Origin of the sequence: Breoghania sp. JC706, assembly GCF_037026715.1 — a bacterium.
Classification (GTDB): Bacteria; Pseudomonadota; Alphaproteobacteria; order Rhizobiales; family Stappiaceae; genus Breoghania.
In genome coordinates this window covers 16,585-34,747 of record NZ_JBANCG010000014.1, presented here as the reverse complement: position 1 = coordinate 34,747, position 18,163 = coordinate 16,585, and the positions used below count along the sequence as shown (strand labels likewise).

General features: G+C 60.9%; 14 protein-coding genes and 2 pseudogenes. 7 read left to right on the top strand and 9 right to left on the bottom strand.

Going from position 1 to position 18,163, the window contains the following annotated elements; translation table 11 throughout:
• Window positions 1-1,431: an MFS transporter gene (locus tag V2L18_RS21850; RefSeq protein WP_336180472.1), complete on the bottom strand. Its 1,431-nt coding sequence runs from the start codon at window positions 1,429-1,431 to the stop codon at window positions 1-3.
• Window positions 1,432-1,786: 355 nt separating this feature from the next.
• On the opposite strand from V2L18_RS21850, the gene guaB reads away from it, so the two are divergent.
• From guaB to V2L18_RS21830, 4 genes are all read left to right on the top strand, one after another.
• Window positions 1,787-3,289, top strand: a complete 1,503-nt coding sequence (gene guaB, locus V2L18_RS21845) for an IMP dehydrogenase (protein WP_336180471.1) — start codon at window positions 1,787-1,789, stop codon at window positions 3,287-3,289.
• 54 nt (window positions 3,290-3,343) lie between these two features.
• On the top strand, window positions 3,344-4,636 hold the full coding sequence (locus V2L18_RS21840; protein WP_336180470.1) for an RsmB/NOP family class I SAM-dependent RNA methyltransferase: 1,293 nt from the start codon (window positions 3,344-3,346) through the stop codon (window positions 4,634-4,636).
• A 45-nt stretch (window positions 4,637-4,681) separates the two neighbouring features.
• Complete coding sequence (gene guaA / locus V2L18_RS21835) at window positions 4,682-6,232, top strand: glutamine-hydrolyzing GMP synthase (protein WP_336180469.1); 1,551 nt, start codon at window positions 4,682-4,684, stop codon at window positions 6,230-6,232.
• A gap of 316 nt (window positions 6,233-6,548) precedes the next feature.
• Window positions 6,549-7,796, top strand: coding sequence for a tyrosine-type recombinase/integrase (locus V2L18_RS21830; RefSeq protein ID WP_336180468.1), 1,248 nt, complete (start codon window positions 6,549-6,551; stop codon window positions 7,794-7,796).
• 168 nt (window positions 7,797-7,964) lie between these two features.
• On the opposite strand, the gene V2L18_RS21825 is transcribed toward V2L18_RS21830, so the two are convergent.
• The 5 genes and pseudogenes from V2L18_RS21825 to V2L18_RS21805 form a co-directional block, all read right to left on the bottom strand.
• Window positions 7,965-8,648, bottom strand: coding sequence for a hypothetical protein (locus tag V2L18_RS21825; RefSeq protein ID WP_336180467.1), 684 nt, complete (start codon window positions 8,646-8,648; stop codon window positions 7,965-7,967).
• Window positions 8,649-8,872: 224 nt separating this feature from the next.
• On the bottom strand, window positions 8,873-9,712 hold the full coding sequence (locus V2L18_RS21820; protein ID WP_336180466.1) for a hypothetical protein: 840 nt from the start codon (window positions 9,710-9,712) through the stop codon (window positions 8,873-8,875).
• Window positions 9,709-10,029, bottom strand: coding sequence for a hypothetical protein (locus tag V2L18_RS21815; protein WP_336180465.1), 321 nt, complete (start codon window positions 10,027-10,029; stop codon window positions 9,709-9,711). Before V2L18_RS21815 ends, V2L18_RS21820 begins: the two co-directional genes overlap by 4 nt.
• Window positions 10,030-10,131: 102 nt before the next feature.
• Window positions 10,132-10,889: pseudogene (locus tag V2L18_RS21810) on the bottom strand (IS5 family transposase).
• Window positions 10,890-10,960: 71 nt separating this feature from the next.
• Window positions 10,961-11,758: pseudogene (locus tag V2L18_RS21805) on the bottom strand (ParB N-terminal domain-containing protein); the annotation flags it as partial.
• 187 nt (window positions 11,759-11,945) lie between these two features.
• Here V2L18_RS21805 and V2L18_RS21800 point away from each other — a divergent pair.
• Window positions 11,946-13,058 carry a TIR domain-containing protein gene (locus V2L18_RS21800; protein ID WP_336180464.1) on the top strand — a complete coding sequence of 371 codons (1,113 nt, stop codon included), beginning with the start codon at window positions 11,946-11,948 and terminating at the stop codon, window positions 13,056-13,058.
• 76 nt (window positions 13,059-13,134) lie between these two features.
• Here the strand turns inward: V2L18_RS21800 and V2L18_RS21795 are convergent, their stop codons facing one another.
• The gene (locus V2L18_RS21795) at window positions 13,135-14,328 is read right to left on the bottom strand and encodes a DUF932 domain-containing protein (RefSeq protein WP_336180463.1); all 1,194 of its coding nucleotides are present in this window, start codon (window positions 14,326-14,328) and stop codon (window positions 13,135-13,137) included.
• A gap of 289 nt (window positions 14,329-14,617) precedes the next feature.
• Between V2L18_RS21795 and V2L18_RS21790 the strand changes: the two genes are divergently transcribed.
• Together V2L18_RS21790 and V2L18_RS21785 are read left to right on the top strand one after the other, a co-directional pair.
• The gene (locus V2L18_RS21790) at window positions 14,618-14,995 is read left to right on the top strand and encodes a helix-turn-helix transcriptional regulator (protein ID WP_336180462.1); all 378 of its coding nucleotides are present in this window, start codon (window positions 14,618-14,620) and stop codon (window positions 14,993-14,995) included.
• A complete protein-coding gene (locus V2L18_RS21785; protein ID WP_336180461.1) occupies window positions 14,995-16,227 on the top strand; it encodes a type II toxin-antitoxin system HipA family toxin in 1,233 nt (410 codons plus the stop codon). The genes V2L18_RS21790 and V2L18_RS21785 overlap by 1 nt, the downstream gene beginning before the upstream one ends.
• A gap of 144 nt (window positions 16,228-16,371) precedes the next feature.
• On the opposite strand, the gene V2L18_RS21780 is transcribed toward V2L18_RS21785, so the two are convergent.
• Both V2L18_RS21780 and V2L18_RS21775 read right to left on the bottom strand, forming a co-directional pair.
• The gene (locus V2L18_RS21780) at window positions 16,372-17,376 is read right to left on the bottom strand and encodes a hypothetical protein (RefSeq protein WP_336180460.1); all 1,005 of its coding nucleotides are present in this window, start codon (window positions 17,374-17,376) and stop codon (window positions 16,372-16,374) included.
• A 68-nt stretch (window positions 17,377-17,444) separates the two neighbouring features.
• Window positions 17,445-18,104: a type I restriction enzyme HsdR N-terminal domain-containing protein gene (locus V2L18_RS21775; RefSeq protein ID WP_336180459.1), complete on the bottom strand. Its 660-nt coding sequence runs from the start codon at window positions 18,102-18,104 to the stop codon at window positions 17,445-17,447.
• Between the last annotated feature and the right edge of the window lie 59 nt (window positions 18,105-18,163).

Sequence of the window (18,163 nt, the reverse complement as noted above, 5' to 3'; positions counted from 1 at the left end):
TCAGGTTCGCGGATCGGACGGTGGACGGTGCGCCCCTCCGACGGTTGCCGCATGGCCGGAAACGGCCTGCCCGGCATCCGCTTCAAGCCGGGCGAAGGCGAGGGCGGATGCTGTCACCAGAGCTCCCACGAACAGGAAGGCGATCGAGTAATCGGTCTCCGAGGCGGTTGCCTCCGTGCGCAGGTAGGGCAACAATTGCAGGATGAGTGCCGCGATGCTCACGCCGATCGAGAGTGAGAGCTGCTGCACCATGGCCGAGAACCCCGTCGCACGGCTCATCTGACGGTCATCCAGATCGGCAAAACCGATGGCATTGATTGCGGTGAACTGGAGCGATCGGAAAAAGCCGCCGATGAACAGCACCATGAGCATCACCACAACCGAAGTGGCATCGGTGAAGGCGGCGATGACGGCGATCGACACACCGGCGAGTGCAGCGTTCCAGGTCAGTGTCTTGCGAAAGCCGGCAACCGCCAGCGCGCGCGGCGCGACGAATTTCATGGCGATGGCGCCGGCTGCGGCGGAAAACGTGATCAGTCCCGAGGACAGGGCCGAGCGACCGTAGGACTGTTGCAGCATCAGCGGCAGCAGGAAGGGAATCGCTCCGATGCCGATGCGAAACAGCGAGCCGGCAAGGATCGAGACGCGAAAGGTCGACACCGAAAGAAGCGACAGGTCGAGAATCGGCGCTTCGTGACGTCTCGCGTGCCGTGCATAGAGCAGGGCGGAGATGATGCCGACGATGAGCAGGCCGTAGCCGGGAAGAGTCGCGGCGTTCGAACGGGGCGCGAGCTCGAGGCCGAACAGGGTGCCGGCAACGCCGATGGCGGAATAGAGAAAGCCGACGCGATCGAACTTCGGGATGTCGGGTGCGCGCAGGTTTTCGAAGAAGATTGTGGCGAGCACAATGCCGATGACGCCGATCGGCACGTTGATCCAGAAGATCCAGGGCCAGCTTGCATACGTCACCAGGAAGCCGCCGAGCGGCGGGCCGACGACGGGGCCGAGCAGGGCCGGCACGGAAACCCACGTCATCGCCTGCACGAGCGAGGATTTTGGGACGGCGCGCAGCAGGGCGAGGCGGGCCACAGGCACCATCATCGCGCCGCCCACGCCCTGGACGATCCGCATCAGAACGAGTTCGAGAATGGACGTCGAATAGCCGCAGCCGATCGATGCGCCGACAAAGATGACGATTGCGATCCGCAACACGTTGCGCGTGCCGTATCTGTCGGCGATCCAGCCGCTCATCGGCATGAAAACCGCGAGTGCGATCAGGTAGGACGTCATCGCCAGGTGCAGGCGGACGGGGTCGAGATTGAAATCGCGTCCGATTGCCGGCAGCGCCGTGCCGAGGACACTGGAATCGAGCGTCTGCATGAACAGGGCGCAGGCGACGGTAAGTGCGACGATGCGTTGTCGGGAGTTCAACGGGATGTCCTGGTTGTGGCGGGATCGCGCGGTCGCTGTGCCCTGTCTTCGGGCGCCGCGCGCAGCGTGTTCTGCCGGCGGGTCTTTCCATTCATGCGTGGGAACGATGGCGGGGAGCTGAGGTTCCGATCCTCATGTATATCAGAAACCGATAAGGCCGTCGCAACCGGCAGGCCGGGGCATGCCCGTCGAAACGAGGCGCGGCATTGAGGCCGTTGGATTGCACTTCCCATTGCCGGGTGCGCGTGGTATTGACCCGCGCCAACTCCTCCGGGACCGCAGAGATTCGTCGCCCGCCCGTCTTCCTCCCAAGGCGCGCGGCGTAATCCGTTTTTTATTCAAGGGGACTTGGCCGATGCCCGCCTTTTATGAACCTTCTCAAAGCCGCGAAGCACTGACATTCGATGATGTCCTGCTCCTGCCGGGACATTCCGAAGTGCTGCCCGGCGAAACGGAGCTGCGTTCGCGGGTTACGCGTGGTCTGGAACTGAACCTGCCGATCCTGTCGTCCGCGATGGACACGGTCACCGAGTCGAAGCTTGCCATCGCAATGGCCCAGGCGGGCGGCATCGGCGTTGTTCACAAAAACATGACCCACGATCAGCAGGCCGAAGAGGTCCGGCAGGTCAAGAAGTTCGAATCGGGCATGGTGGTGAACCCGGTGGTGATCGGCCCTGACGCGACCTTGAAGGACGCGCTGGACCTTATGGCCATGCACAAGATCTCCGGCATTCCGGTCGTGGAGAACGGTGGCTCCGGCGGGCAGCACGTCGGGCGCCTCGTCGGCATCCTTACCAACCGCGATGTGCGGTTCGCCTCCAATCCCGACCAGCGCATCTATGAGCTGATGACGCGGGAAGGGCTCGTGACGGTTCGCGAGACGGTCAGCCAGGAAGAAGCCAAGAAACTCCTCCACCTGCACCGCATCGAGAAGCTCCTCGTCGTCAATTCCGATCACGAGTGCATTGGCCTGGTGACGGTGAAGGACATCGAAAAGGCCCACCTCAATCCGAACGCGTCCAAGGACGTTCAGGGCCGGTTGCTGGTCGCTGCGGCGACGAGCGTCGGCGACGAGGGATTTTCCCGGGCAGAGCGTTTGATCGATGCCGGCGTCGACATGCTGGTGGTCGATACCGCGCACGGACACTCCCAGCGCGTTCTCGAGATGGTTGCCAGGGTCAAGAAGCTCTCCAACGCGGTTCAGGTGCTGGCTGGCAACGTGGCGACGGCCGATGCGACCAAAGCACTGATCGATGCAGGTGCGGATGCGGTCAAGGTTGGTATCGGGCCGGGCTCCATCTGCACGACCCGCATCGTGGCAGGCGTCGGCATGCCACAGCTTTCCGCGATCCTTGAGGCCGTTGAAGTGGCCGCCAAGGACGATGTTCCTATCGTGGCTGATGGCGGCATCAAGTATTCCGGCGATCTGGCCAAGGCGCTTGCCGCCGGTGCCTCGTGCGCGATGATCGGCTCGCTTCTGGCCGGCACGGACGAGAGCCCCGGCGAGGTCTATCTGCACCAGGGCCGCTCCTACAAGGCCTACCGCGGGATGGGGTCGGTTGGCGCCATGGCGCGCGGTTCCGCCGACCGGTATTTCCAGGCGGAAGTTCGCGACACGTTGAAGCTGGTGCCGGAGGGGATCGAAGGGCAGGTGCCTTACAAGGGGGCGCTTTCCAGTGTGTTGCACCAACTTGCCGGTGGACTGCGTGCGGCAATGGGGTATACGGGCGCCAAAACGATCTCGGACTTTCAGGAGAAGGCCCGCTTCGTGCGCATCACCTCGGCCTCGTTGCGCGAAAGTCATGCGCATGATGTGACGATCACGCGCGAAAGCCCGAACTACCCCTCGCACGTCTGATCGCGAGGGCCTCAAGACAGCTCAAACGCGCCGGGTGCGCAAAGGGATGACGGTATGAAGGACGGCGGCCGCCTCTCTGCGGCAATCGAGGTCATCGAGGATATCGAAAGCCGGCGCCGCCCGGTGCAGGAAGCGTTGAAGGACTGGGGGACGAGCCATCGTTTCGCCGGATCGGGCGACCGGACGGTGATCGGCAACCTGGTCTTCGACGTTCTGCGCAAACGCTCATCGCTCGCCTGGCGGATGGGGGCGGAGAGCGCCCGCGATCTCGTGCTCGGTGTCTATGCGCTGGAATGGGGCAACGACGCCGAGGCCGTGAATGCGGCCCTGGCCGAGGATCGTCACGCGCCGGCTGCATTGAGCGACAAGGAAAAGGCGGCGATTGCCGCCAATTCCCTTAAAGATGCGCCCGACTGGGTAAAGGCGGATATTCCCGAATGGCTTTGGCCGTCCTTCGCCGCCAATTTCGATGACGAAGCCGTGGCCGAAGGTGCCGCGCTTGCCGAGCGGGCGCCGATCGATCTGCGTGTCAATACGCTGAAGGCGACGCGGGAGAAGGTGCTGAAGCGGCTTTCGTCTCTCGGTGCCGAGTCTACGCGGATCGCCCCAACGGGCGTCCGGCTCAAGGCGCGCCCGGGGCCTGCGCGCATGCCGCATGTCCAGGCGGAAGAGGGCTACCGAAAGGGCTGGTTCGAGCTTCAGGACGAGGCGAGCCAGATCGCTGCCCTGCTTGTTTTCGCACAGGCCGGCGAACAGGTGCTCGACTTTTGCGCCGGTGGCGGTGGCAAGACCCTGGCTCTGGCGGCCGCGATGGCGAACAAGGGACAGATCTACGCCTATGACAGCGACAAGCTGAGGCTCGCGCCCATTCACGAGCGCATCGCGCGGGCGGGGGCCCGCAACATTCAGGTGCGGCAACCCGTCGAAGGCGCGCTTGATGATCTGGTCGGGCGCATGGACCGGGTGCTGGTTGACGCCCCGTGTACCGGCACTGGCGTCTGGCGCCGGCGGCCCGATGCCAAGTGGCGGCTTTCCGAACCCGCGCTGGAGGACCGGATCGCGGAGCAGGAACAGGCACTTTCGATCGCATCGGCGTTCGTCAAGCCGGGCGGCTTCCTCATCTATGCGACCTGTTCCGTCCTGGCAGAGGAAAACGAGGAGCAGGTGTACCGCTTCACCGAGGCCAACGAGGAGTTCGAGCTCGTTTCCGTTGGCGAGGTCTGGCAGGACACGTTCGGCTTCGACAAGCCGCATCCCTGGTCCGCCGACATGAAGACCATAACCATGACCCCGGCCTCCACCGGGACCGACGGCTTCTTTGTCGCTGTCATGGTCAAGAACGCATGACCGCCGCATGACTTCAAGTTCCACTCGCCAAGAACAGGCCGCCGCATGACCGATCGCATTCTCATCATCGACTTCGGTTCCCAGGTAACGCAGCTCATCGCCCGGCGCCTGAGGGAGCTCAACGTCTATTGCGAGATTCATCCGTTCCAGAACGTCGATGATGCTTTCCTTGAGACCTTTGCGCCCAAGGCGGTCATCCTCTCGGGCGGGCCTGCTTCGGTCTTTTCGCACGGGGCGCCCCTGCCGCCTCCGGCGGTGTTCGAGATCGGCGTTCCGGTGCTCGGCATCTGCTACGGGCAGCAGGCAATGATGCACATGCTTGGCGGCAAGGTGGAGAGCGGTCACAAGACGGCGGAATTCGGCCGCGCCTACGTCACGCCTCAGAACGGCAAGCTTGATCTCTTGAAGGGCTGGTTCGAAGGCGAGCGCGAGCAGGTCTGGATGAGCCACGGCGACCACGTCAGCCAGATCGCGCCGGGTTTCGAGGTCTATGGCACGTCGCCGAATGCGCCTTTCGCGATCACTGCGGACGTTGCGCGGCACTTCTACGCGGTCCAGTTCCATCCGGAAGTGCATCACACCCCGAATGGCAAGACGCTCTACGAGAACTTCATCGAGATCGCCGGCTGCAAGCGCGACTGGACGATGGGCCATTACCGCGAGGAGGCGATCGCCCGGATCCGCGAACAGGTCGGCGACAAGCGGGTGATCTGTGGTCTTTCCGGCGGCGTCGACAGCTCGGTGGCTGCCGTCCTCATTCACGAGGCCATCGGCGATCAGCTCACCTGCGTCTTCGTCGATCACGGTCTCCTGCGCCTGAACGAGGCTGAAGAGGTCGTGACGATGTTCCGCGACCACTACAACATGCAGCTCATCCATGCGCAGGAGCAGGATCTTTTCCTCGACGCACTCGAAGGCGTGTCCGATCCGGAAGTGAAGCGCAAGACGATCGGCAAGCTCTTCATCGACGTGTTCCAGAAGCATGCGAGCGAGATCGACGGCGCGGAATTTCTCGCGCAAGGCACACTTTATCCGGACGTGATCGAGAGCGTGTCGTTCTCCGGCGGCCCGTCGGTCACGATCAAGTCGCACCACAACGTGGGTGGCCTGCCGGAGAAGATGGGGCTGAAGCTCGTCGAGCCGCTTCGCGAGCTGTTCAAGGACGAGGTCCGGGAGCTCGGCCGGGAGCTTGGTCTACCTGACCACTTCATCGGCCGGCACCCGTTTCCGGGGCCAGGCCTTGCCATCCGCTGCCCGGGAGAGATCACGCGGGAAAAGCTTGAGATCCTGCGGCGGGCGGATGCCGTCTTCATCGACCAGATCCGCAAGCATGGCCTTTACGACGCCATCTGGCAGGCATTCGTGGCAATCCTGCCCGTACGCACGGTCGGCGTGATGGGCGACGGTCGCACCTACGATTACGCCTGCGCGCTCCGCGCTGTAACCTCGGTCGATGGCATGACGGCGGACTACTATCCGTTCAGCCACGAGTTCCTGGGAGAAACGGCGACCCGGATCATCAACGAGGTGAAGGGCATCAACCGCTGCACCTACGACATCACTTCCAAGCCTCCGGGAACGATCGAGTGGGAGTGAAATGATGTGGTTCGTGGCGTTTCACGAACTATCGCCACACCCTCATAACTAGCTGAAATCAAACAAAAAGTCAATCGATCACTATCGGAGCCTATCGCCTTCAAGCGATGGGCTCTGACGGTGTGCGCGACGGTATGTGTTTTTCGCCGTCAGGCGGATTTTTACCCTACCGTCAGACCGAAAACGGAAGAAGCCCACGGAAAACAAAGTTAGCAGGCTGTTTTATAACGATTATTCGCGTTGATTGACGGTATCAGATTTGACGGTAAAATTGGGGCTCGAAAAGGCGTTTTAGATCGTCAACGAGGCCGTCCAAATGCTCACAGACATGGCCATCAAGAGGCTGAAACCAAAGGATAAATTATACAAGGTGGCCGACCGTGACGGTATGTACGTTTCCGTCGCCACGACAGGTCAAATCACCTTCCGGTACGACTACCGTCTGAACGGCCGCCGGGAGACGCTGACGATCGGCCGCTATGGCGCCGATGGCCTCACACTCGCCGAAGCCCGCGAGCGCTGCATCGCTGCTCGCAAGCAGGTGGCGGAGGGGCTTTCTCCCGCGCACGAGAAACAGCGCGACAAACGGCGCAAGGCCATGGAGCGCAGCTTCGGCGCGGTGAGCGCGTTATGGATAAAGGAAGCGCGCATGGCGGAAAGCACCCGCTCGATGCGTAAGGCCATCCTCGATCGCGACATTCTCCCCGCCTGGAAGAACCGCCTTCTGACCGAGGTGACGCCGGACGATCTGCGCCAGCTCTGCGCCAAGGTGAAGGAGCGCGGCGCCCCGGCGACCGCCGTCCACGCTCGTGACATCGTCAAACAGATCTTCGCCTTCGCCATCCTGCACGGCGAGAAGGTGCCGAACCCGGCTGACGAGGTCGGGCCGGCCTCGATCGCGACCTTCCAGCCGAAGGATCGCGCGCTGTCACCGGCCGAGATCAAGATCATGCTGCAGCAGATCGAGCACGTGCCGACCCTGCCGACCATCCGCCTCGGCTTGCGCCTGATCCTGCTCACCATGGTGCGCAAGAGCGAGCTGCAGGACGCGGTCTGGGATGAAGTCGATTTCGAGAACGCCGTCTGGACCATCCCAAAGGAGCGCATGAAGCGGTCGAAGGCGCACAACGTCTATCTGTCGCAACAATCGCTCGACAACCTCATCGCCTTGAAAACCTGCGCCGGCAACTCGCGCTATCTGCTGCCGTCCCGCTATGATGCCGATGCCCCCATGTCGCGCGCGACCTTCAATCGCGTGACCACGGCCGTCGTGGCCCGGGCGAAGAAGCAGGGGCTGCCGCTGGAGCCGTTCACCGTCCACGACCTGCGCCGGACCGGCTCGACGCTCCTGAACGAGATGGGCTTCAACAGCGACTGGATCGAGAAATGCCTCGCCCACGAGGACGGGCGCTCGTCACGCGGCGTCTACAACAAGGCCGAATACGAACCGCAGCGCCGGCATATGCTCCAGGAATGGGCCGACATGGTCGATGCCTGGGTGAACGGAGTGAAGCGAGTGCCGACGCTGTTGCCACCGTCGATGGTGTTTATGGGAGGCAATTGAGAATCGGGCAAAGCTCGAAGCGCCGGACTTTTTTGACATTTCCTCAGCTAGACTGGTACGTCCGGGAAGAGGCCTGTTTGCGGATTGGCAGCTTTTGGATCGCGATGGATAAAGCGGACATAAGCGTTTTGGTTTTTCAGGGCGACGGTAGGTGGGGCGATAGGCCCATTAGGGAATGCCGAGTTGTAAAGTGATCATACCCAGGGTCAGGCCATAGTTCCCGGTCCAGTGAAACATGAAACCGCTCAGTTCCTGGTGGCCACGAGCCTCACCTATCCGCGCGACGGCTAGCAGGCACCAGAGAAGGGCCTCCCGGCACAGCGTCTCGTCCTCGAACATCGCCTGGCGGTTCTCGACTAGACCCATAATGTTGACCGGTACCTGTCCGGCGATGGTCAGCGCTGACGGGGTCCAGCGGGGATGCATGATCTCGTGTCGCAATTGGGAGAGCTCGAAGATCCTCTTGACAAGCGCTTCCTGATCGACGAGGGGGCCGTCCGGCGTCATCGCGACTAGGTCGGATATCTTCCGCGAGAGCGAACCGTGGGTCTTAGCGATTCGTGCGATCATCTCCTCGCTCCCTAGCTCCTGCGCGCGTAGTTGGAAGAATGTATTAGTGAACGCCTCTAGTCCCGTGAGGCCCATCAGGAACGACTGCAGACCGGCACACCGCCTGGCGTTACACTCCTGGAGCGACACCATCCGCGCGAGATGCTCGGATGCGAGCCGGAAGTAGATTGTAACGATCGAGTATAGCTGCTCCAGATGCACCGATTGGTCGTGCGGCTGGTTGTCTTTTAGGATTCGGACGATGTTGCCACCATCATCGGATTCGAAAACGTAATGCGGCACGGTTGTCGCCTCTCCGGAACACTACGACTCTCGAATACCCTGTCAGGGCCGGCGGATCACGCGCTATGACGCTACGGAACGCATTCTGTCCAAGCGGAAGCGCATCCCGGCCCAAGCACTGCTGCGGCGCGTTGGGCCACGAAAGCGGCGATCACATGGGGTTAACGGACGCAGATCTGTTTAGTCCAGCTGTGGATGGGGAGCGGGCCACCCACAGGCGATCTTTACCGTTTTTCCGCAGCGCGTAGCGCCAAAAGGACATCTGGGTCATTGGCGAGCGTCTGCGCAACGGCAAGGCCATCGCGAATATCGGTCGGGCCACCGATCGGATGTCGCCCATCCTGCATGCCACGGACCTCGGCGAACACCGCGTGCAAGTTCAGCTTGGGGTGTGCCCAGTCAATGTCAGGGCCGAGATCAATCCATTGCGGACGGTCGTCGCCGAATATCGCCATGTCCACGTAGAATGCGGGACCAGGAAGCTTGCCCTTCGTCCCGGTTTGCTCGGCGACATAGGCTTTTGTGAAGGCGAAGTTCGCTTGCAGTTGAGGGACGATATCAAAGCGCGGCCGCATCGATGCCGCCTCGCGTACCGCTTGCTCGGCGCCGATATCGCCCCTCTGCAACCGATCGACGATTGATTTGAAGTGGTCGCGAGACGCGTCCAGGCCGGCACGCCGTCCCAGCATGCGAAACCCGCAGGCCAAGACCATCCGCGGTCCTGGATGGCCACTCTTCATGTCCTCGTTCCGGACCTCCTCGAACATCTTCCACGCCCGCACGAGAAAATCGTGAGTAGGTGAGCGCGCTCGCAGGGAGAGATCACGATAGGCGACCGCCCCATCATTCATCACCAATGTAGGAAAGTATCTCGCGCTGTGCTCGGCGACGATACGATGAAAAGTCCTGATGCGAGCGAGGGCATCGCGCGCTTCGGCGTGCAGTGGATTGAACCCGGAGGCGGAAATCATCTCGCCATAGCCGAGCAGGTCAACCCAACAGGAAACAGCAACCTGGAAGGGAAACCTGGTGCTCTTGCTGACCATGGGGGATGGATTCTTCATGTGCCTTTTCCTCCCCGAGTGCTCCGCCTTCTGTGGTTCGAAAGGTAGTCGATCCACGACTTCTGGATCTTGTCCGCCGCGACCGCGGATACCACCTCCTGATTGCGCGCATGCCGGAGAGCGTCGAAATGGCGGAGGAGCGCCTGCTCCATGCGAAAAGCATCCATGGCAGTATCCCACAGTTCGTGAAGGATCGTGCGATATCGAACGCCACCGAGCTCGGGCATGGCTACCTGGTTGAAATCGCGCTCCCGCTGCCTCCAGTCAAACGCCCAGCCAATCTTGAACGAAGGGGGTGAAGCGCCTTCGATCATCATGGCGTAGGTGAAGGCTGGTGCCCTCCGCATATGCATGATGCCGGTGCGCGTGGTCGTTGGTGGCGGTGCGCCTCGCCTGCGAGCTGCCTCTAGGCAGCGGACTCATAACGATTTGATCCAAATCCTGAGAGCAGCGAGTTTGACAGCTGCGAGGTAGTTGTCGGCGCGCCGGTCATAACGTGTCGCAATACCTCGCATCTGCTTGAGGCGGTTGAAGAAGCGCTCGACCAGGTTGCGCTGGCGATAAACCCAGGGGCTGAAGGCGAATGTGCCTTTGCGGGTGATCCTTGGCGGGATGTTCGCCCAGCCACCGCGTGCGGCCACGAAAGCCCGGATGCCGTCGGTATCGTAGGCCTTGTCGGCCAGTACGGTTGCGCCCGGCGTCATCGTCTCCAGCAACTTCGTGGCCATGGGCGCGTCGCCGGCCTGCCCGGCGGTGAGCTCGATCCTCACCGGGCGACCTTCAGCATCGACCAGCGCATGGATCTTGGTCGTCAACCCGCCGCGGGACTGTCCCATGCACGGATCTTCAGATCCCCCTTTTTCGCGCCGGCACCATGCTGGTGAACGCGGACGCAGGAGCTGTCGATCATCACGATGTCGCCGTCGTAAGCCTTTGACACCGCGTCCAGAAGCTGGTCCCAGACGCCTGATGCGCGCCATCGGCAGAACCGGTTGTAGAGCGTCGTGCGTGGGCCGTAGCGCTCTGGCACGTCGCGCCACGACGAGCCGGTGCGGAAACGCCAAAGGATCCCGTTGATGACACGTCGATCATCGACACGCTTCACGCCCCGGCTCTTGCGCGGCAGCAGCGGCTCGATGATCGACCATTCCTTATCGCTCAACTCGTGACGGCGCATGGCAACCTCCTTATCAGGGAGGTTGAATCAAATCTCATACATCAACGAAACCCCTTTATGGGGACAGGTCCTAGGCGATCGAGAAGCCCCACGTCCTGCAGCCAGCCGCCATCGTCGGCCTGGAACAGGTCGCGCATGACGGTGCCGCCAGCCGCCTCATAGGCTTCGATGCCGAGGAAGACGGCACGCTTGTCGGACGCGCGCACCGTGGTCTCGGTCAGCATGCGCCGGATCTGATAGGGTTCCTTCGACCAGGCGTCCTTGATCGCGTCCCAGACCTGGGTCTGACGCTCGTGGTCTTCGGAGACGGTGAAGGCCATGAGCTGCTCCAGCGTCATGCCGTCGTCGGCATAGACGTCGTGCAGCGTGGGTGAGACGGTTGCGAGGCGCAGGCGCTGCTTGACTACGTTGACGGGCACGAAGAATGCCGCGGCGATCTCCTCCTCGGTCATGCCCTTGGTCAGCATGTCGTGGAAGGCGCGGAACTGATCGAGGGGATGGAGCGGGGCGCGCTCGATGTTCTCGGCCAGCGACACCTCCTCGGGGAGTATGGCGTCGTCGCGATCGCGGACCACGCAGGGGACGGGCGCGACCTTGGCAAGACGCTTCTGCTTCACCAGCAGTTCGAGTGCGCGGAAGCGGCGGCCGCCGGCGGGCACCTCGAACATGCCAGTCTCGTTGCCTTCGGCATCAACGACGGGAAAGACGCTGAGGCTCTGGATCAGGCCGCGACGAGCGATCGAAGCCGCCAGGTCTTCGATTGAGACGCCGGCCTTCACGCGCCGGACGTTGGACTGGCTGAGCACCAGCTTGTTGAAGGGGATGTCGCGCGAGGACGACAGGGTGATTTTCTGAACGGCAGTAGCCATCGGGATTTACTCCGCGACGGGCGGCCGAGAGCCTCTCTCTCGACCTCCAACCCGTCACGAAGCGAAGCGCCGCCCTCTCACTCTTGGAGGGCAGCGCCTACCGAAGATGTGGATACAGAAAGGGACAGAAGCCCTACAATAATCAAGAAAATCGAATCAATGCCATTTGTTGCCTGGGAGAAATCCATTGAGCTTATTAGGATATGCTGAAGACTTACAAAATTTATCTGAGGCATTTAAGCAGGTGCACCACCCTCAACTCAAAAAAATAATGGATGAGGCGGTGCGTCTTCAAGAATCCTGGAGTGGTTCCAACATGGGTTATCATGCCTATGTCTATTATTCTAATTTGTCGTCTCGGCCACCAGGAGCGCAGTTTAGTCCGGAATGGGGGCTAATGGACATGAGTTTTACCAGCATGGGATCTGTTGGCGATTGGCAGGAATATCCAAGTGGGGCCGTGAAGGAGGAGATCGAGCGGCGAGCAGGTAATCCGGATATTACACTAGCCATCCGTGATAGCGCGGCAATACGTGAAAAAATTGAAGATATCCGTGATGAAATTATTTCAGAATTGACGGTCGCTTTGGATGAAGAAAGTGACGAGTTTCTCCGAAGGCTAAAAGATGAGGCGGAGAAAATATCTCTGCCAACCGCAGATGTTTTAGGTCGCGCCATGCTACCAAGCGGTCAAGTTTGGTCGCGCGACAGTAATGCGATTAGCGGCGGCCTGCACCTCGCACCTCACCAAGAAGTTATTGCAAAAATTGCGGCCCTACAAATTCCTGCCGATGAATGTAGCGAGCTAAGTAAAATTGCTAGAAAGGCGGGTTCTCATTTGGGTCGCCGCAGTAAGAAAAGTCGTAGAGAAGAGCGGATAGGAACCAATGTATTCATTGGCCACGGCCGATCTCCTTTGTGGCGAGAGTTGAAAGATTTCGTGGTGGGTCGACTGGGGCTGCCTTATGAGGAATTCAACCGCGTTCCCGTGGCTGGCGTCACAAATATCGCGCGCCTGTCAGAGATGCTGGACGGCGCGGCGTGTGCCTTGGTCGTACTTACCGCTGAAGATGAAATGAAAGACGGGTCCGAGCGTGCCCGGATGAATGTCATTCATGAGGTAGGGCTTTTTCAGGGTCGTCTCGGCTTCACCAAAGCCATAGTCCTGTTGGAGGAGGGATGTGCGGAGTTCTCGAACATTCAGGGGCTTGGTCAGATCAGATTTCCTCGCAACAATATAGCCGCAGCTTTTGAAGAGGTGCGAGCGGTTCTGGAGCGAGAGGGTGTCTCCACCGCGTAGGCCTGTTTGTGACATATTGGATCAACCAGATAGCAAGCCGGAAACACGGACATCTGCATTTCCGGCTTTGAGTAATTCAGGCGACCCGATCGAGCAGCTTCTTCGCTTTGCCCTCCATATCGAGGCGGGCATCCTGATGCGGCTTGTCACGCGCGACGGCGGTAATGCCCTGCACGAAATCGAAGATGCTTTCGGGCGGGCGACCTTCCTCGGCCAGCACCGTGTCGATGATCTTGCCGGTCTCGACCTTGGAGAAACCGCGACGGCGCAGGAAATCGGTGCGGTCCTCGTCGGTCTTGGCGACAATCCGTTCTCGGGCGGCCCTGATGCCGTTGACGAAGGGCATGGGCGACGAGTTCGAGAAGTTCAGGAGCGCCGGCGCCGCCTCATGGGAGAAGCGGTTGGCGGCATATTTGCTGTGGCGGATGGTGATTTCCTCGAAATCCTCAACGCCCCACAAATTGCGATTTTGGCAAACGGCACGCAGATAGAAGCTTGCCATGCCAAGGGTCTTGGCGCCGACTTCCGAGTTCCAGCAGTAGAAGCCGCGGAAGAACAGATCGGGCGATCCGTCCGGCAGGCGGCCGGCTTCGATCGGATTCAGATCGTCGACGAGAAAGAGGAAGACGTCGCGATCCGAGGCGTAGAGCGTCGTCGTATCTTTGGTGATGTCGACGCGCGGATTGTAGACGCCGGTTGACCAGTCCAGCACGCCGGGCACCTTCCAACGTGTGTCGCCTGTGCCGTTGCCAGCGATGTGCTGTACCGCCTCGACCAGTTCGTGATCGAAGATGCGGCCATAGTCCGGGCCGGTGACAGCGCGCAGCTCGACGCGTCCATCGTCAGTTTCGAACGTTTTGATCTGCTCGGCCCGGTTGGAGCTCAGGCCATATTGCAGATTGATGCCGACAAGCGCGGCGGGGAGCTGCCGCAAATAGGCGGCGGGCGCGCCGACCAGGCTGGCGAGCTGACCGAAAGACCAGTGCGTCGGCGAGACGGGTGCGTCGGCGGCGGGGAACATGAGCGCCAGCCGCTCCGGATCGTTGCGATTGGCCTCGACATGGATCAGTGCGCTTTCCACCACGCGTGTCCGGCTGCGATCGGCGCGGTCGCGGACCGATCGCGCCAACTCGGACAGCGACAGGTAGCGCTCGTCGGCCGGGCGCGAGAACCATTCGGACGAGACGCGGCCGATCCGCTCGCCACGGCTGACATCCACCTTGTAACCGCCGCTCGTGTCACGGCGCGCATCGAGTGCTTGCACGTTCATGGTACCAATCTCCACGACGGGCGCGGGGAGCCTCTCTCCCAGCTATTCACCCGTCACGGAAACCGGTCCGCTCTCTCACTCTGGGGCGTTGCGGGGATCTCCCCGCTCGAAGGGGTCGGCCGAAACCCAAGGCTCGGACGCAGGGGAAGGCCTTCCCCACCTTCTGGTCACAAATATCGAACCGAAACGCTCGCGCTGCCGGGGCACTGGTTAGAAATCTTGACTAATAGCTTAATTTGTCATATATGACCGTTTGTTTGCAGTATGCCATCAAATATGGATGATTGATATGGGGTCTCCCAAGGCGAAACCAGCGCTGGAACGGCTGGGCCAGGATATACGCAACGCGCGTCTGCGGCGTGGCATCGCCGTGGCGGATCTCGCCGTGCGTGCGGGAACCTCGCCAAGTTCCATCGCCCGCCTTGAACGGGGTGATCCGGGCGTTGCGATCGGAACGCTTGCCGACGTTCTCGTTGTGCTCGGCCTTCTGGAGAAGCTCGCTGACCTGGTCGATATCCGCAAGGACGATCTGGGGCTGGCGCTGGCAGCGGAGCACGGACCGCGCAGGGGCCGCTCCTTCGCGGCAAGGCTGAAAAGGCAGAAGGCTCAGGCCGAGGAAAAGCAGGATCAGCAGGATGTCGTGGACCCTGACGGGGCCTCCTTCTGATGGCCGATTTCGTCGCCCATGTTGCGCTTGGCGAAGCCCGGGCATCGGTGGGCCAGTTGCGTTTCACCCATGCCGGGCCACGGCAATTCTCGACCTTCGCTTATAGTCCCGAATGGATCGAAAACCCGCGCGCCTTCGCCATACAGCCTGATTTTCTTCTGGAGGCCGGTCCATTCCACACTTCGGGGCAGCCCGGCAACATGCGCGACGCCTTGGCGGGCGTTTTCGCCGATGCGTCTCCGGACAGTTGGGGACGCAGGCTGCTCGAACGCGCCTATGGCAATGGTCTCAACGAATTCGAGTACCTGACGCTTTCCGACGATGCCTGTCGGCAAGGCGCGTTGCGCTTTCTGGATGACAAGGGCGAGGTCATTCGCGGCAAGGCGGTCGACGCCGTTCCGCGTCTGGTCGATCTCGAAACCATCACGGCGATTGCGCGAGCCTATGAGCAGGGCAAGGAAATCTCGCCCGAGGAGATGCAGGCGCTGGCCGGCGCCGGCGGCTCGGGCGGCGCTCGTCCCAAAGCGAATGTCAGGGACGGCGATGTGTTGTGGCTGGCGAAGTTCACCTCCGTCCACGATCAGCAGCCGATCGAGCGCGTCGAGGTCGCAACCCTCCGCCTGGCGGCGGCCTGCGGTATCCGCACGCCCGAGACACGGTTGGAACTGGCCGACACGCCGTTCCCGGTCGCGCTGATCCAGCGGTTCGACCGCCGTGGGGCCGCACGGATTCCGTACATCTCCGCGCGCACCGCACTCGGCAAAACGGGAGTGGAGCTGGGCTCCTATACGGAGATCGTCGATTTCATGCGGGCTTACTCACCCGACCCCTCTGACGATTTCCGTGAACTTTACCGCCGTCTGATCTTCACGGTCCTCGTGTCCAACAAAGACGATCACCTGAAGAACCACGGCTTCCTCTATGTGGGGGCGGGTCAGTGGCGCTTGTCGCCGGTGTTCGACGTGAACCCGGCGCCGGATCGCAACCCGCATCTCGAAACTGCGATCCTTGAGGGCGGGGCCCATGATCGGTCGATCATCCTCGCACTGGAAGCCTGCGAATTTTTCGAGATTTCCGAGGCCGAGGCACGGGAGATCATCCGAACCATGGCGCAGCGCATTTCGGACGGATGGCGGGAAGCCTTCAGACAGGTTGGCGTTTCTGGCGCGCTGGCGCGTGACTATGAGGCTGCTTTCGTCGGCGCTGAGACGGAAACGGCGCACGTTCTTTAACTCATATTTGACGTATAAGGTCCGATAATTAATCAAATATGATCGACACCAAAGGCCGATCCGCCTCATGGACTCTGGTTGCGCTGCTTCAATGGTCATAGGACGAACCCGAGAACCATGAAGCCGGGCGCCGTACTCAAGGCTTCAAAAACGCGTGCGTTGATATCGCCATGGTTCGATCAGGTGCCCGTGACGGTCGGGTTTCTTCTGAACGATCTCCGCCGAAAGAACGTCATCTATCCGTGCGCGTGCTGCCTCCTCTCTCAAGACCAGCATTTGCCGCTTTTCAAAGTCACGCTCCCATAACAGCGCCTCCTGGCATTCGAGGACGGGGACCCTTTCGGCGAGGACTTTCGGATGAGTGTGCAGCCAGCGCACAAAGGCGACAGCATCGGGAGTTCGCTGCCACAGGTCACCGCATTGATTCAGATAGTCGCGAGCCGTTTCCGGTTCGGCAAGGTTGGAGCCGTGCCAAATCGCAAGCGCCGCCGGCTCGGGGTTCCCTGACAACATCTCGGCGATATAGCCGTTCGCGACAAAACCATGGCGCAGCCTAGTCGCGGCAGAGACGGGATCACCGGCCTTCAGGTGCAGCAGGGCATGCTCATAGTGATAAGGTGGGTAGTGCGAGGCTTCATCCGTAAAGATGCGCTCGGCCTTTGCGGTTTCGCCAGCACGCAGATATTCCGAACCAATCAGGTAGCGGATTCCCTGATTGTCGTTCGGATTCCAGGCGAGCATCTTCTCCATCAGCCGTAGAGCGTCCTTGCGCTGGCCAAGCCGGAGCTGCGACAGGACAACGCCATGCACCGCGCGCAGAAAGGGACGGTTTTCCAGGAAGCCCCATTCGATCAAACCGGCGTAGCCGGCGGGGATCGCACGCTCACCTACTTCCAGACCCTGAAGGCAGGCTTGGAGTGCAAGCTTGGGCTTGCCTTCTTCCATGAGCGCATAGCCCAGATGGGCATGGCCATCGATGAAGTGAGGATGACGATCGACCAGCGCCTTCAGCGTCTTGAGGTACTTTGCAGGCGCGAGCGCCCCGCCGTCGCGCTGCTCAAGCGCATCATCCAACTCTTCGACGATCCGATCATAGTCGTCAGCATGACGGAAAACACCGCCATCATCGAAGATTTCAAGCGTGAGCATGCCCTATCTCCTGTCCAGCCCTGTCTGCGGGCATGCGTTTGCTTTCGATCAACCTCGCATCGTCAATGTCAGTGCGGACGCTCGTCGCTGGGGGCTGCAGGCGGAGCAGATGGGTGGATAGGCTGCTCTGGATCTTCCGAGGCACCAGTCGCAGACTCATCCCTATTGCTCTCCTCGGGTTCCTCCACAATGACACCCTCCAGGTATTGGCTGTGCTTTTCCTGGAGATACTTGATCGCGGTGCTTTCATCGGCGGAATGTTGCAGATGCTCCTGGAAGAACTGTAGTCGAGCACGATTGTCCTCGATGAGCTCGCCCCATGTCTTGATTCCCACAATATGTCTCGGCCCTTTTGCGATCAGACGCCTTTCGCGATCGGGTCCGCTTTCAATTTCGTGCTTGGCAAAATCGTCGTAGGCGTTCGAAACGAGCCAGAAATGCCAGCGGACCCCATCGACAGTCGAGAACCGCTCATCCGAGGTGACGGCGATTGCATATTGTTTTGCCTGCGTGATCTCCTTGGCCCCGATCTTCACCCTAGGAGCTTTGAGCTCGACGATCATGTGTTCGATGTCGTTGGCACGATGCCGCCGGGTGGAGCGAGAGAACATCAGATCGATGATCCCACGCGCCTTGCCGATCACCTTGACTGGCTCGTCGATCGAGATGTCCGGATCGAGATAATCGCGATGCTTTTCAAGGACGCGACGGAGGTCCTTGTCGCTCACCCATAAATTATACTCTTCTCCGAAAATCCACGTATTCTCGGCGAGTATCTTGTGAAGTT

Excerpts from the sequence above, each read along its gene's own strand:
- guaB (WP_336180471.1), top strand. The coding sequence starts at position 1,787 with ATGCCCGCCTTTTATGAACCTTCTCAAAGCCGCGAAGCACTGACATTC.
- V2L18_RS21840 (WP_336180470.1), top strand. The coding sequence starts at position 3,344 with ATGAAGGACGGCGGCCGCCTCTCTGCGGCAATCGAGGTCATCGAGGAT.
- guaA (WP_336180469.1), top strand. The coding sequence starts at position 4,682 with ATGACCGATCGCATTCTCATCATCGACTTCGGTTCCCAGGTAACGCAG.
- V2L18_RS21830 (WP_336180468.1), top strand. The coding sequence starts at position 6,549 with ATGCTCACAGACATGGCCATCAAGAGGCTGAAACCAAAGGATAAATTA.
- V2L18_RS21820 (WP_336180466.1), bottom strand. The coding sequence starts at position 9,712 with ATGAAGAATCCATCCCCCATGGTCAGCAAGAGCACCAGGTTTCCCTTC.
- V2L18_RS21815 (WP_336180465.1), bottom strand. The coding sequence starts at position 10,029 with ATGATGATCGAAGGCGCTTCACCCCCTTCGTTCAAGATTGGCTGGGCG.
- V2L18_RS21795 (WP_336180463.1), bottom strand. The coding sequence starts at position 14,328 with ATGAACGTGCAAGCACTCGATGCGCGCCGTGACACGAGCGGCGGTTAC.
- V2L18_RS21790 (WP_336180462.1), top strand. The coding sequence starts at position 14,618 with ATGGGGTCTCCCAAGGCGAAACCAGCGCTGGAACGGCTGGGCCAGGAT.
- V2L18_RS21785 (WP_336180461.1), top strand. The coding sequence starts at position 14,995 with ATGGCCGATTTCGTCGCCCATGTTGCGCTTGGCGAAGCCCGGGCATCG.
- V2L18_RS21780 (WP_336180460.1), bottom strand. The coding sequence starts at position 17,376 with ATGCTCACGCTTGAAATCTTCGATGATGGCGGTGTTTTCCGTCATGCT.